At 28.5% G+C, this 14,993-nt stretch carries 17 protein-coding genes; all 17 read right to left on the bottom strand.

The window, feature by feature from the left end; genetic code table 11:
• On the bottom strand, positions 1 to 207 hold a 207-nt coding region (locus BD821_RS02285), incomplete at its 3' end, for a UPF0236 family transposase-like protein (protein WP_207655260.1).
• Between the two features lie 153 nt (positions 208 to 360).
• On the bottom strand, positions 361 to 987 hold the full coding sequence (spoIIM, locus tag BD821_RS02280; protein WP_104409097.1) for a stage II sporulation protein M: 627 nt from the start codon (positions 985 to 987) through the stop codon (positions 361 to 363).
• A 236-nt stretch (positions 988 to 1,223) separates the two neighbouring features.
• Positions 1,224 to 2,036, bottom strand: coding sequence for a sporulation transcription factor Spo0A (spo0A, locus tag BD821_RS02275; protein WP_104409096.1), 813 nt, complete (start codon positions 2,034 to 2,036; stop codon positions 1,224 to 1,226).
• Positions 2,037 to 2,245: 209 nt separating this feature from the next.
• Positions 2,246 to 3,457, bottom strand: a complete 1,212-nt coding sequence (gene spoIVB, locus BD821_RS02270; RefSeq protein ID WP_104409095.1) for a SpoIVB peptidase — start codon at positions 3,455 to 3,457, stop codon at positions 2,246 to 2,248.
• 201 nt (positions 3,458 to 3,658) lie between these two features.
• A complete protein-coding gene (gene recN, locus BD821_RS02265) occupies positions 3,659 to 5,350 on the bottom strand; it encodes a DNA repair protein RecN (protein WP_104409094.1) in 1,692 nt (563 codons plus the stop codon).
• 41 nt (positions 5,351 to 5,391) lie between these two features.
• The gene (locus BD821_RS02260) at positions 5,392 to 5,838 is read right to left on the bottom strand and encodes an arginine repressor (RefSeq protein ID WP_029453177.1); all 447 of its coding nucleotides are present in this window, start codon (positions 5,836 to 5,838) and stop codon (positions 5,392 to 5,394) included.
• Positions 5,835 to 6,695, bottom strand: a complete 861-nt coding sequence (locus tag BD821_RS02255) for an NAD(+)/NADH kinase (protein ID WP_207719887.1) — start codon at positions 6,693 to 6,695, stop codon at positions 5,835 to 5,837. Before BD821_RS02255 ends, BD821_RS02260 begins: the two co-directional genes overlap by 4 nt.
• A gap of 21 nt (positions 6,696 to 6,716) precedes the next feature.
• Positions 6,717 to 7,523 carry a TlyA family RNA methyltransferase gene (locus BD821_RS02250; RefSeq protein ID WP_029453179.1) on the bottom strand — a complete coding sequence of 269 codons (807 nt, stop codon included), beginning with the start codon at positions 7,521 to 7,523 and terminating at the stop codon, positions 6,717 to 6,719.
• A gap of 28 nt (positions 7,524 to 7,551) precedes the next feature.
• Positions 7,552 to 9,417 carry a 1-deoxy-D-xylulose-5-phosphate synthase gene (dxs, locus tag BD821_RS02245; protein ID WP_104409120.1) on the bottom strand — a complete coding sequence of 622 codons (1,866 nt, stop codon included), beginning with the start codon at positions 9,415 to 9,417 and terminating at the stop codon, positions 7,552 to 7,554.
• Between the two features lie 102 nt (positions 9,418 to 9,519).
• Complete coding sequence (locus BD821_RS02240; protein ID WP_185158485.1) at positions 9,520 to 10,389, bottom strand: polyprenyl synthetase family protein; 870 nt, start codon at positions 10,387 to 10,389, stop codon at positions 9,520 to 9,522.
• Between the two features lie 4 nt (positions 10,390 to 10,393).
• A complete protein-coding gene (locus BD821_RS02235; RefSeq protein WP_029453182.1) occupies positions 10,394 to 10,606 on the bottom strand; it encodes an exodeoxyribonuclease VII small subunit in 213 nt (70 codons plus the stop codon).
• Between the two features lie 51 nt (positions 10,607 to 10,657).
• Positions 10,658 to 11,854, bottom strand: coding sequence for an exodeoxyribonuclease VII large subunit (gene xseA / locus BD821_RS02230; protein ID WP_104409092.1), 1,197 nt, complete (start codon positions 11,852 to 11,854; stop codon positions 10,658 to 10,660).
• Positions 11,844 to 12,692 carry a bifunctional 5,10-methylenetetrahydrofolate dehydrogenase/5,10-methenyltetrahydrofolate cyclohydrolase gene (locus BD821_RS02225; protein ID WP_104409091.1) on the bottom strand — a complete coding sequence of 283 codons (849 nt, stop codon included), beginning with the start codon at positions 12,690 to 12,692 and terminating at the stop codon, positions 11,844 to 11,846. Before BD821_RS02225 ends, xseA begins: the two co-directional genes overlap by 11 nt.
• Before the next feature lie 22 nt (positions 12,693 to 12,714).
• Positions 12,715 to 13,119 (bottom strand): transcription antitermination factor NusB, encoded by a 405-nt coding sequence (gene nusB / locus BD821_RS02220; RefSeq protein ID WP_029453185.1) that lies wholly within the window; start codon positions 13,117 to 13,119, stop codon positions 12,715 to 12,717.
• 252 nt (positions 13,120 to 13,371) lie between these two features.
• Positions 13,372 to 13,761 (bottom strand): Asp23/Gls24 family envelope stress response protein, encoded by a 390-nt coding sequence (locus tag BD821_RS02215; RefSeq protein WP_029453186.1) that lies wholly within the window; start codon positions 13,759 to 13,761, stop codon positions 13,372 to 13,374.
• A gap of 80 nt (positions 13,762 to 13,841) precedes the next feature.
• Positions 13,842 to 14,360, bottom strand: a complete 519-nt coding sequence (locus BD821_RS02210) for a SpoIIIAH-like family protein (RefSeq protein ID WP_029453187.1) — start codon at positions 14,358 to 14,360, stop codon at positions 13,842 to 13,844.
• 37 nt (positions 14,361 to 14,397) lie between these two features.
• Positions 14,398 to 14,982, bottom strand: coding sequence for a stage III sporulation protein AG (spoIIIAG, locus tag BD821_RS02205; RefSeq protein ID WP_029453188.1), 585 nt, complete (start codon positions 14,980 to 14,982; stop codon positions 14,398 to 14,400).
• Positions 14,983 to 14,993: the final 11 nt, after the last annotated feature.

Genomic DNA, 14,993 nt, shown 5'->3' with positions numbered 1-14,993 from the left:
AACATCCCCCATAATCGTTCTTAAACAAGTCTTTTTAAGTCCCTTATTTCTATATACTTTAATATCTCTTTCTTTAAGTATCTTTTCATCTAAAGTTTCCAACACACTTTTTAAAACATTGCAGGCTTCATCACAAACCATCTTATAAATTTTTTTCTCTATCTCCTTGAAAGTTAAGCCGTTTTCATTTAAACTAACATTATACATAAATTCAACTCCATTCAGTTTTGTGTTTGCAACTTAATTATAATGGATAATTTATGTATTGGGGAGATGTTTTTGCATCTCCTTTTATTTATATAGTTTTTTATACTAGTTCTGCCTACTAAAATTATACTCTAACGTATTATAGGCATTTTATTATTGTAATAAATATTTTAATATTGAAGGAGTAACATAACTTTCCATTAATATACCTAAACTTACTATAAGTATTATTGTAGCTATACTGACTATCATATTTTTATTTTCGCTAATAGCATAGCTTTTTTTACCAAAGAGGTTGTTTTTAATCTTGTCTAAAGATGTCCTCATAGATATTACCGATGCTCCCATTATACAAGGAATGTATATTATATTTTGCGGTATAACCCCAATTAAAGCTAATACTAAGCCTTTTCCCCCTAACATATCTATGGCAAATGAGATGGTAAATCCTATAGTAAATCCTTTGATTAAATTAATTAAAAGTATTAAAGGCAGTCCCACAAAAGTTATTCCTAAGAAAAATATAAGAAAAATCATAGATACATTATTTTTTATTGCTTCAAAAAATATACTTTTATTATTTATTTCTTTTGAAGTAAGGATTTCAATAAATGAATTAAAATAATTTGATAAATCTAATTTATCTACCTCTGACATATATTTCATTGCATATATTCCGAGTACTATGCCTGTACACAAAAATAACAAGCTTACAATATAAAGCCAAAAGTTGTTTTGAATATGCTGAGTAATAACATTAACGTACTTATTATCTCTCATTACTTTTTCCTCCCTAGATCTTTTTTATTATCATATGTCTTAGATATATATATGTCTATTATGGAGTTCATATTCTTATAACTTTTATATTGCCCTTCACAATAAAAAACCTCCAATATCTTTTTTAAAAATATTGAAGGTTAATATTCTAAATTTAAAATATTCATTGGAATAGTTTTATATCCATTGGTCTATAAATATAAGTCCAAGTTTTCTCACACTGTAGTACCCCTAATTTATACTACTCTATTTTGAAGTCTTAACTTGTCTGCTACCATAGCAATAAATTCAGAATTTGTAGGTTTTCCTTTTTGATTGTGCACAGTATATCCAAAAATTTTATTTATAGTTTCTATTTCTCCTCTTCCCCAAGCTACTTCAATAGCATGCCTTATTGCTCTTTCTACTCTACTTGGAGTAGTATTGTATTTTTTTGCAATGGAAGGATAAAGTTCTTTTGTTACTGCTGATAAAAGCTCCATATCGTTTACTACCATGCTTATAGCATCTCTTAGATACATATATCCTTTTATATGTGCCGGCACTCCTATTTCATGAATTATGTTAGTTATTTCACCTTCTAAATCCATGGGTTCTTTTTTTAGTGGTCTTAATTCTACACTATCTGATATTGAAACAACAGTTTTCTTTGTATCTGTAGCTAATGTATTATTAAACATTTGCCTTATTCTTTTTATGAAAACATCCATATCAAAAGGTTTTACTACATAATAATCTGCTCCCAAACTTATAGCTCGTTGTGTTATTTTATCTTGTCCTACTGCTGATAATACTATCACCCTTGGCATAGGATCTATTTTCATAATATTTAATCTCTCTAGGACACCTAATCCGTCTAAGTGTGGCATTATAATATCTAAAACAACTAAATCAGGTTTTCTTTCTTCTATTAATTTTAATGCCTCTAACCCATCCTTTGCTATACCTGCTACTACAATATCTTTTTGATTAAGTAGATAATCATTTAAAATATTGCAAAATTCTTTATTATCATCCGCAATTAGAACTGAAATCTTTGCTTCTTCCATCTTACCTTTCCCCCTTTAATATCTTATTCCAAATCTTAACAATTACTATTTCGACAAAACTAATGCTTTTCCTTCTTAAACTAAATAATTTATGTTATTTAAATGGAAAATACTAAAAAGTTTTAAATCTCTTTAGTATTTTCCATTTTATTTATATATATGATGGTAAACTTTTAATTATATATAAATTTAACAGTAAATTGTTTTTATTAGTCTAGTATACCAGAATCTTTCAACATCCACTCTATATATATGCCATATCCTGTGTCTGGCTTATTTATTAATACATGTGTTACAGCCCCAACTAGCTTATTATTTTGAATTATAGGACTTCCACTCATGCCTTGCACTATTCCACCGGTTTTCTCCAAAAGTTCTTTATCTGTAACTTTTATTACCATACTCTTAGGTCCCGGTTTATCCTGGTATAATAATTTTTCTATTTCTATTTTATATCTTTTCGGTCCTGAATCATCTATGGTTGTTATTATTTCAGCAGGTCCTTCTTTTAATTCTTCTTTTGAGGCTATCTTTAGGGGCTTATTAAACTTTAAACCTTTTATACTATCTGAAACTTCTCCAAAAATTCCGCATTCAGTGTTATTTATTATATTTCCTAAGGGTAATGTTTCTTCTATAAAGTTTCCTTTAAGTTCTCCAGGACTCCCTTTTTCCCCTCTTTTTACACTTACAATAGATGCCTTTATAATTTCGCCACTTTTTATAGTCATTATATTTCCTGTATCTTCATCTGTTACAGGATGACCTAATGCAGCAAACTTTTTTGTAGTATCATCATAAAAAGTTAGTGTCCCTACACCAGAAGTTGAATCCCTTATCCATAATCCTATTTTGTATCTTCCGCCTTTACCTTTTACAGGCGTAATACTTTTCTCAATAATATTACCCTTTCTATTAATAATAAGTGAAATTTCTTTTCCTTCACAATTATTTATTGCTTTTACCATATCTTCTGCAGTATTTATTTCCACATTATTTATTTTTAATATATTATCGCCAATTTCAATTCCACCTTTTTCAGATATACTAGGTATATTTTCTGATTCATTTTCTATTTGTGAATATGCAACTACTAACACTCCATTTGTATTGAGTTTTATTCCAAGGCTATTTCCACCAGGATAAATCTCTATTTCTGAAATACTTTTTCCATTAGGTTTTATAATACTTTTACTTTGCAAAGGATTTAAAGTGCTTCTATTTGTAAAAAATGTAGGATGGGATTTTAAGGTGTCTTTGTTTATATCATTCTTTTGTAATACTTGTTTTACATTTATGCTTTGACTTTCTTTTACTAATATTAAATTTGGCGTTTCACTAAAGCTAAAAAATATATTAGAAAAAAGAATAAATATAGGAGTTAAAATAAAGCATAACTTATTAGATATATTTTTTCTCATGCCTTTTCCTCCTTTTTTATTTCATTAGTTTTAAATTCCCCTTTTTCTTATACTAATATCCTGTAATAATAATGTTATAAGAGTAAATATATATTTTAAAGCTCTATTTATTGATAAACTTCAAAAAAATAAAACTATAAATTAATTTATAGTTTTATTTTGTGATTATATCTATTAAGTATGTATTAAATTTATGATATTTTATGATAGTGTCTCCTTTGATTTATCTGCTAAATTAATTATTTCTCTTGAATTTTTCAAAGTAACTTCTGTAACTTCAATCCCACCTATCATTTTTGCTACCTCTATTTCTTTTTCTTTAGTGGTAAGACTCGTAAGTTTCGTATAAGTTTTATTATTATTTATAGTTTTATATACTAAAAAGTGATTATCTGACATGCTCGCTATTTGAGGAAGATGAGTTATACAAAAAACTTGATGTGCTTTAGATATTAAATACATCTTTTCTGCTACTCTTTGAGCAATCCTACCGCTTATTCCAGTATCAATTTCATCAAAGATAACTGTAGGAATTTTATCATTATCTACAAATATAGTCTTTAAAGCTAACATTATTCTTGAAAGTTCTCCACCTGAAATTATCTTTTCTAAAGGCTTTAAAGGCTCGCCTGGATTAGTGGAGATTAAAAATTGCACTTTGTCTTTACCATCAATATTAAATGAGTCAGTATATTCGATAGATATATCGAAATTACTCTTTTCAAGACCAATATAATCTAATTCCACTTTAATTTTACTTTTTAATATCTTAGCTGTCTTTTTTCTTAATTCATGTATGATAGCTGCCTTTTTTTCTAATATCTTCATCAAATTTTCTTTTTTTAATTCAAGTTCTTTTAATATCTCTTCACTATTTGTGATCTCTTCAAATTGATTTTTAATATTATCTCTGTATTGAAGAATTTCATCTATAGTTTTCCCATATTTCTTTTTATAATCCGCTATTTTATATAATCTAGCGTTTATTTTTTCAAGTTCATTATCATCATATATGATATCTTCTTTTATGCCTCTAAGCTCAAGTATTATATCTTCCATAGAAAAACCTATACTTTGAAGTTGCTCTGCTAAAGTATTTATTTTTTCTGAATGCTTTTCTATATTTCTTAACTCTTTAAGGGCTGAATTTATTAAATCCTTTGTAGATGTGAAGTTTTCATCACTATCATTTAATACTCCATAGGCTATATTAATACTCTTACTTATCTTTTCTGCATTAGATAATATATTAAATCGTTCCTCTAAATTCTTTTCTTCATCTGGATCTAAATTTGCAGAATCAATATCATTAATTTGATACTCTAAGTAATTAATTAGCTTTTCTCTATCTTCTTTTCCTTTTATATCTTCAATTTTTTTAATTATATCATTTAATTCTCTGTAGCTTTTTTCATAATCCTTTTTCTTTATATCAAAATCTCTATCAGAAAAATCATCTAAATAGTTTATGTGATTGCTAGCCTCTAAAAGATTTTGATTTTCATGTTGACCATGAATATCAATAAGTGTACTTGATATATTTTTTAGTGAGGAAAGGATTACAGATTTTCCATTAACCTTTACTATACTCTTGCCATTTTGAAAGCTTTCTCTACTTATGATTATAATATCATCATACTCTATTTCTAACTCTTGTAATAATAGTAGTGTCTTTGGGTTTTCTAATGAAAAAATAGCTTCGACGTAAGTTTTTTGTTCTCCACTTCTTATTAAGTCCTTATTAAATTTACTGCCAAGAACATAATTAATGGCATCAATAATTATAGATTTACCTGCTCCTGTTTCTCCAGAAAGCACATTAAATCCACCCTTAAATGATATGCTTAGCTTTTCAATTAATGCAAAATTATATATATTTAGTTGAAGAAGCATTTTCTTACCACCTTAAATTCCTATTTAATAATTTTTAATTTTTATATAAGCTTTCTTATCTTTCTTACTAATTCTTCAGCTCTTTCTAAAGATCTTACTAAAATTAATATGGTATTATCACCTGCTATAGTCCCTGCAATTTCTGTGAGTTGTAAATTATCTATAGCTTCTGCTGCGGCTGATGCGGACCCTGAAAGTGTCTTTATAACCACCATCTTATCTATGCTTTCTATGGACAAAACAGTATTAGTTAAAACACTTGCAAGTTTATCTGATATTTGGTTTTGATCTCTAGAAATTACAACATACTTATATCTACCTTCAGAGGACAAAACCTTTGTTAGCTTTAACATTTTAATATCTCTAGATATAGTTGCTTGAGTTACATTAAATCCACTCTCTTTTAGCTCTTCTGCTAATTCTTCTTGGGTTTCGATATCTTTTAAAGATATAATTTCTAATATTTTTGAATGCCTTTTAGATTTCACCATCTATCACCTACAACCTCTTCAGTTCTCCACATTATCTTTTTTCTAAGTATATCAAAATAATCATAGCCATCTAGCCTAACTATATGACATTTATTATGGTCACCAGATATAACAACACTTGCATCATCTGAAAGTCTTAGTGAATTTTGTCCATCCGATGTAAGATAAATTTCTTCATTGTCCATTCTTACAGTAATTTTAATTTTATCTGAAGATTTAAATATCATAGTTCTTATTCCTTGTGTGTGAGGGCATATAGGGGTTACACTTATTAAATCTAATGTGGGATATATTATAGGACCTCCTGCTGATAATGAGTATGCAGTGGATCCTGTGGGTGTGGAAATTATAATACCATCACCTTTAAATGAAGAATAAAAAACATCATTTATTTCTATATCATATATAACTATTCTTGAAAGCACAGCCTTAGATATTACGATATCATTTAATGCTCTTAGTTCTTCCTTATGGTTTTGGTTTACAACACAATTTAACATTAATCTTTTTTCTATAGAATAGTTGTTTTTTGAAATAACATCTATGGCCTGTTCAAATTCTAATATCTCCACTGCTGTTAAAAAACCTAAGGTACCAATATTAACTCCTAGTATAGGCACATTAAATTGTGATACTTCTCTAGCACTACTTAACATTGTTCCATCTCCACCTAGGGATATCAACATTTCTATATTAGGGTCTTCATTTCCACCGAGTCCTTTTGAGTCTTTATATACCTTTATATCTATATGTCCTAATTTCTTTTCTATAATCTTTATTATCTCTTTAAGTGTTTTTTCATCTTTATCCTTAGAGGTATTTACATTTATACCTATGCTCTTAATTCTGCTCAAATCTACAGCTCCCTTTTTAAGTTATAAATTGCTATGAGATTTATTCACTATTAAATCAATTTGTTCCTTATTAAAATTTGTATTTCTTTCGTCTTTGCAAAAATAAACTAAATATTCAATATTACCTTCTGGTCCTTTTATTGGCGAGTAATCTAATCTTATTATAGTTAGATTATGATTAATTAAAAAATTTACTATATTTGTAATAACCTCTTTATGTACTTCAGGATCTCTAACTACGCCTTTTTTACCCACCTTTTCTCTGCCTGCTTCAAATTGTGGTTTAATTAAAGCTACAACCTCGCCCTTATCTTGTAGAAGATCTAATATAGGCGGTATAACTGTTTTAAGTGATATAAATGATACATCTATGCTTGCAAAACCACAAGACTCACCTATATCTTCTGGCTTTACGTATCTTACATTCGTTCTTTCCATGCAAGTAACTCTAGGGTCTACTCTCAATTTCCATGCGAACTGTCCGTATCCTACATCTATAGAAAATACTTTTGAGGCTCCATTTTGAAGCATACAATCTGTGAAACCTCCTGTTGAGGCTCCAATATCTAAACATACCTTATCCTTTAAATTAAGTCCGAAATCTTTTATTGCTTTTTCAAGTTTTAGGCCTCCTCTACTTACATATGGAAGCTTTTCACCTTTAAATTCAATATTAGAATCTACCTTAACTTTTTCTCCACATTTATCTACCCTTATTCCATCTACAAATATTTTACCTGCCATAATACTTGCCCTAGCCTTTTCTCTAGACTCAAATAGGCCTTTATTAACTACTAAAACATCTATTCTTTCCTTTATAACCGACATTGTTTCTCCTTAATTGTTTTATTTATTATTATAACATTTCTATTACTGAATTAACTATACCCTCTGGATCTAAATTATATTTTTTATATAAGGACTTTATATCCCCTTGATTTATAAATTCATCAACAAAGCCCAAACTCTTAAATTTAATAGAACTACCTAGTGTGCTTATGTAATTTAAAATTTCAGATCCCATACCTCCAGATATTACATTATCCTCTAGTGTAATTATTATCTTATTATTATCTACTAAATCTTTTATCATCCTTTTATCTATAGGTTTAATAAAGCATGCATTTATAATTGTTACATTTATATTGCTTTTTTCAAGAATTATTGCTGCCTTTTCTGCCATTTGAACCATTTTGCCAGTGGCTATTATAACAACATCATCACCTAATCTTAACCTTTCCCATCTTCCTTTTTTAATTTTATCTAATGTTAAAGGTTCAAAGCTTATCCCATCCATGTCCCCACCTCTAGGATATCTTATTGCAACAGGTGAATCTTGATTTAATGACCATCTTAACATTGGTCTTAATTCTTCCATGGATTTTGGTGCTAATATAGTCATATTAGGCATACATGAAAGATAAGATATATCAAAGACTCCTTGATGGGTTTCTCCATCCTCTCCAACTATACCTGCTCTATCTATAGCAAATACTACGGGAAGGTTTTGTATACATACATCATGCAGTATTTGATCAAAAGCTCTTTGTAAGAAGGTTGAATATACAGCAAATACTGGTTTAATACCTGATGCTGCCATTCCTGCTGCAAGAGTTACAGCGTGTTGTTCTGCTATTCCAACATCAAAAAATCTTTCAGGGTAAGCTTCAGCAAACTTTTTCAAACCTGTACCATCAGGCATAGCAGCTGTAATTGCTACAACATTTTCATCTTCTTTTGCAATTTTTAACAGTTCATCTCCAAAAACTTTTGAATAGTTGTTTTTACTTAAAGAAGAAAGCTCTCCACTATCTGAGCTAAAAGGTCCTATACCGTGGAATTTATTCGGGTTATCTTCAGCAAAACTATACCCCTTACCTTTTTTTGTTATAGCATGAATTAATACTGGACCTTGTATGTTTTTTGCAAGGTTCATAACTTTGCTCATTTCTTTAATATCATGACCATCTATAGGGCCTAAATATTTTATTCCCATATCTTCAAAGAGCATTTCAGGTACAACCATATGTTTTATACTGCCTTTAAATTTATCTATAGAGTATACTATACCTTTACCTACTGAAGTTCTCTCCATAGTAGAATTAAACTCATCTTTTAATTTATTGTATCTTGGATCTACTCTTAACTTACTTAAGTATGTGGACATCCCACCTACATTTTTATCTATGGACATTTGATTATCATTTAGTATAATAATTAAATTAGTTTTACTATACCCCACATCATTAAGTGCTTCTAAAGCCATTCCACCTGTTAAGGCACCATCACCTATAACAGCTATTATATTGTTTTTCTTATTTTTAAGATCCCTAGCTCTAGCCATGCCTAGTGCTGCAGATATAGACGTACTGCTATGTCCCGTGTCAAAGCAATCATATATGCTTTCATTTCTTTTAGGGAATCCACTTATTCCTCCAAGTTGTCTTAAACTATCAAACTTTTCTTTTCTACCTGTTAATATCTTATATATATAAGATTGGTGGCCTACATCAAAAACAATCTTATCTCTATCTACATCAAATGCATTAAATAAACTCAATGTAAGCTCTACAACTCCTAAATTAGAGGCTAAATGTCCTCCTGTTTTAGAAACTTTATCTATTAAAAATGTTCTAATATCTTTTGCCAAATTATCTAGTTCTTCTAAGGTCATTTTTTTTATGTCTTTATGACCGTTATATTCATCTAACATATTAACCATATTAATCATATCCTTTTTTGTTTTATATATGTTTGAAGATTCTATTATCACTTTTAAATAATTATTTTTATGTACACATAATCCTTCAAACATAAACCCATACTAAGATTTTCTGTTTAAAAGCTCCATAGTAAGCTCTTCAAGATCTTTAGTATCTAAATCTAAGTCTTTTAGACTTTTAATACATTTATGGGTTATATCATCACATAAACTTTCACACTTTTCAAGGCCATAATTGGTTATAAATGTAGACTTTTTATTTTTTATATCTTTATTTAATGATTTACCTAATAGTTTTTCATCACCAATTACATCTAAAATGTCGTCTTTTATTTGGAATGCCAAACCTAAGTTTTGTGCATACTCTTCTAATATAATTAAATGCTCCTTAGGTGCTTTTGCTGCTATAGCAGCTGATATGACTGAGGCTTTAATTAAAGCTCCGGTTTTTTTATCATGCATATATTTTAGTTCTTCGTTACTTATATTTTTCCCTTCACTTAAAATATCTACAACCTGCCCTGCAATCATACCTTCAGCTCCTGAACTTTTTGAAATATAGTAGCTAGCTTCTAAAATTTCAGGTCCCTTAGTTAAGGATAAAGAAAATAATATGCTCATTGCCTCATTAAGTAAGGCATCTCCTGCAAGAACCGCTATAGCATCTCCAAATACTTTATGGTTTGTAGGTTCTCCTCTTCTTAAATCATCATTGTCCATACAAGGTAAATCATCATGTATTAAAGAATATGTGTGTATCATCTCTATTGATGATGATAATGGTATTATTTCATTATAATTCTCTTTATATAATTTATAAATTAATATATTAAGAATAGGTCTAATTCTTTTGCCACCATTTTTAATACTATAATACATAGATTCATATATTTTATTGTTATACCCATGTTTATCTTTAAAATATACTTCCATCCATGATTCAATTTCTTTTTTTATATAATTATAACTTATCATTTTACTGTTCAAACTCCTCTAATCCATCTTTTTTTAGTATAGTTATCTTTCCTTCTATTTCATTGATTAAAGAATATAGCTTGTTACAGATCTTGACACCCTCTTCATAATTTTTCATAGACTTTTCTAAAGTTAATTCTTCACTTTCCATTTCCTCTACTATAATCTCCAATTTACTAATTAAATTTTCATAAGTATCATCTTTTTTAGCCATAAAATAGCCCCCTTACATATTAACTTAATAATATTTTATATAGTTCTAGCATTACTTAGATTCTATTTTAGCTTTTAAGCTTCCATCTCTAAATTTAATCTCAACTTGCTGCTCTCCACTTAAACTTTTACTATCTTTTACTATATTACCGCTTTCATCTTTAACTAAAGTATATCCTTTATTTAATATATTCAAGGGGTTTCTAGAATTTAACAATTCTATCATATATCCTAATTTATTTTTTTCTTCACTAACCTTTTTTTTGATACTAATATTAAGTCTATCATTGATGACTTTGATTTTTTTATGTTCATTTAATATATAAGTCATTGGGCTATTAAATTCTATAGTGTTTTTTAATAAGTTTACTTCGTTCTTTTTCCTTAGTAAGTTATCCTCCATACTCTTTTGCAACCTATTATAATTATAATCTACCTCTTTTTTTATTTCAGAATGGTTTTTAAATACAATTTCCGCTGCTGCTGACGGTGTTGGAGCTCTTAAATCACTTACAAAATCTACTATAGTATAATCCGTTTCATGTCCAACCCCTGTAACTATAGGTGTTTTAGACTCATAGATTCTTCTAGCTAAGGCCTCATCATTAAATGACCATAACTCTTCTATACTTCCCCCACCCCTAGCAATTATAATAACTTCTACCTTCTTATCTTTTTCTAAATATTCGATCCCGCGAATTACGTTACTACTAGATCCAATACCTTGAACTAATGCTGGGTAAATTATAATATCTATATAAGGATTTCTCCTTTTAGCTACGTTTATAACATCCTTTATAGCTGCGCCTGTAGGTGATGTTATTACACCTATCTTTTTAGGATAAAGGGGAAGAGGCTTTTTGTGTTCTAATTTAAAAAGCCCTTCTTTTTCTAAGGTTTCTTTAAGCTTTAAGAAGGCAAGATATAATTCACCTACTCCTTGTTTTTTTATTTCTTCACAATAAAGTTGGTAGCTTCCTTCTTTTTGGTATACCTTTATTTTGCCCCTTATTTCAACCATTAAACCATCTTCCATATTTATATCTAATAAACTTGCATAATCTTTAAACATCACGCAATTAATCTTTGATGAATCATCTTTTAATGAAAAATATAAATGTCCACTAGAATGTTTTTTAAAATTAGACACTTCACCTTTTATTTTTAAGTTATTTAATATAATATCGTTATCTAGCATCTTTTTAACGTAACTATTTACTAAAGTTACAGTTAGTGTTTTAATATACATTTTCCTTAAACGCCTCACATAAATTTTTCATTAATAAGGTAGTAGTCATAGAACCAACTCCACCTGGTACTGGACTTACAAAAGATGCTATTTCTAAAACTTCATCAAATATAACATCTCCTGTAATCTTACCATTTACAGATGAGGTTCCAACGTCTATAACTACAGCACCTTCTTTTATATAGTCTTTTCCTACAGACTGTGGTCTTCCTATAGCTACAACTAAGATATCTGCTTCTTTACATACCGCCTTTAAGTTTTCTGTTTTTGAGTGACAAATAGTAACTGTAGCATTTTCATTTAATAATAATTGTGCTGAAGGTTTACCTACTATATTACTTCTACCTAAAACCACCACTCTTTTACCTTGTATCTTTATACCAGTATTCTTTATAAGTTCTAAGGCACTATTAGCAGTACATGGTACAAATGCCTTCTCACCTTTATAAAATCTACCTAAGTTAATATCAGTTAACCCATCAATATCTTTTTTGTAATTTATTTTAGAAGAAACTTCCTTTTCGTTTATATGTTTGGGCAAAGGTAGTTGAAGCATTATTCCATCTACTGATTTATCATTATTTAACTTTTCAATAAGATTTATTAATTCTTCTTCGGTTATGCTTTCATCTAATGAAAAATGTTTTGGTTCAAGTCCTAAATCTTTACATAATTTAATTTGACTATTTACATAGTAAATAGATCCCCCATCTTGACCCACTGTTATTGTAGCAAGACATGGAACTCTATTTCCTTGGTTTTTCTTATCTTCTGCAAATTTTCTTATGTCATTTTTTAAAAACTTAGCAATTTCTTTCCCATTGATGATATTTCCCATAATCTTCTCTCCCCTTACTAATTTATTTGTTTTTGTTTATATTATCAAGTATACCATTTATAAATGATATTGACTTTTCATCGGAATATTTTCTAGTAAGTTCTAAGGCTTCATTAATTGCAACTTTATAAGGTACATCTTTTAATAAAAGTATTTCATAGCACCCTATTCTTAAGATTGCATGGTCTATTTTTGATATTCTTTGAAGTTTCCAGTTTACCATGTACTTCTCGATTTCCGTATCTAATTTTTCTTTATTTGAATCTATACCTTTTAATATTAATTTTATATAATCAAGGTCTAATTCATTTATATCATAATCAGTATTTTCAATAAAGTTTTCAATGGTCTCCTCTGAGCTTTCTTTATTTATCATCATTTGAAATGTAAGCTCTAATGCTGTTTCTCTTGATCTCTTTCTGTTCATTATATCCTCCTAAATTTAATAATAGAATTTATCCAAAGTTAAGTATTAATTATTATTAATCATTAAATATTATATATCAAAATTGATATCTATACAATTACATATAAATTATAAAAAAAACTCCTGAATTTTCAAGAGCCTTTTTATTCCTATTTATGCTTTATCATACTTCTTTAAGTAAAAAAATAACATCTTAAATTATTAATTATAAATAAATAAAACACCTTATTTATTAAATAAGGTGTTTTATTTCTACTCTGTAACGTCTACAGTAGATACTTCTTTTGGTAATATTATGTTTTGAATATATACGTTAACTGATGATACAGTAAGACCTGTCATAGTTTCAACAGCTTTTTTTACGTTTTGTTGTACTTCGCTTGCTACATCTTGTATTTTAACACCATAATCTACATTCAAAATTATATCAATAGAAGCACTATCTTCTTCTACGTTGACTTTTACACCTTTTGAATTGTTTTTCTTTCCTGTAAAAAGTTCAGTGATACCACCTGTTACTGTATGACTCATATCAGTAGTTCCTTTTATTTCTGTAGCTGCAATACCTGCGATTACACTAACCACTTCATCTGATATTTTTACTATACCAAGGTTCACATCGTCTCTTTTTATATCGTCCATATAAATTAACCTCCTACTTTTGCATAGCAATCTATTAATCTTAGGTACATTATATCAAACAATAATATGTTTTACAATTATTATTGTTTAGTATCTATCTCTACATTCTTTATTTTAGATACACTCATAACTACTTCTTGTATTTGTTTTCTTTGTTTTTCTGTTAATTCTTCTTTAGTCTTAACTATTATTCTTGCCTTGTCACCTTCTATTAAACATAGCACATCTTCAAATCCTTTACCCTTAAGTGCAATTTCTATTCTATTTTCATTATCTTGATTTAATGCAAGGTCTGTATGTTTCTTAGAAATACTATCTTTTTCCTCTTTAGATATATCTTTTTCAGACATAAGCGTCTTTAATGTTTGTACTGTTTCTGAAGTTCGTTGATCTCTAATGGTTCTTGATTCATAAAAATAATCTGACTCTGCTACTTCTTTTTCTTTCTTTTCTTTACCTAGACTTAGTGTGTTTTTACCTGTGTCTAAGTTACCAATGGCTAATTCATCAATATTTCCATTAACCTTAGTAGCCATTACTCCTGCACAAACTATTAATGCCAATAGAGCTAATATTATACCTGCTTGTTTTTTATTCATTTATATTCCCCCTATCCTTTTTCTATTGAATTATATGCTATTTTTTCATTGAATATACATTTACTTTGTTTTCAGGAATGTTATAAAAGTTGGATACTGCTTTAGTTATGTCATATTGTATCCTTTTTTCCTCTGCACCTTCTGCAACTATTATTATTCCGCTAACCTTTGGCTTATATGTTTTAATTATAAGAGGCTCATTGTCATTACCTTTGTTGCTCATAACGACTTTTGTACCATCATTATTTTGTACTATATCTCTGCTGCCTCCAACGGTATCCTTTTCTTTTGTGTTGCTTGTAGAATTATTTTTATCTAAAGCTGGAACATGTTCTTCTCCACTTTCAAAATACATCATCACATCAACCCCACCAACGCCCTCGATTTTGCTTAATATATATTTCAGTTGGTTTTTTTGTTCATCTTCATAAGATGAAATATTTTCACTCATATTTATATTTTTATCTTCCTTTTGTTTTATACTAGTTTTAGCTGATGTGCTTTTAAATAAATCGGATATTATTACTATAAATAAACCTATAAGCAATATTATTAAAATGTTAAACATAGTGTTTTTTGTTCCCTTTTTGCTGAGTCTTTCCACTATCTTTTTTAGGTCCACATTTTATCCCC

Origin of the sequence: Clostridium algidicarnis DSM 15099 (assembly GCF_002934235.1) — a bacterium.
In the GTDB taxonomy this organism is placed as follows: domain Bacteria; phylum Bacillota; class Clostridia; order Clostridiales; family Clostridiaceae; genus Clostridium_L; species Clostridium_L algidicarnis.
The sequence above is the reverse complement of the archived record's forward strand: the minus strand, read 5'-3'. Positions and strand labels throughout refer to the sequence as shown.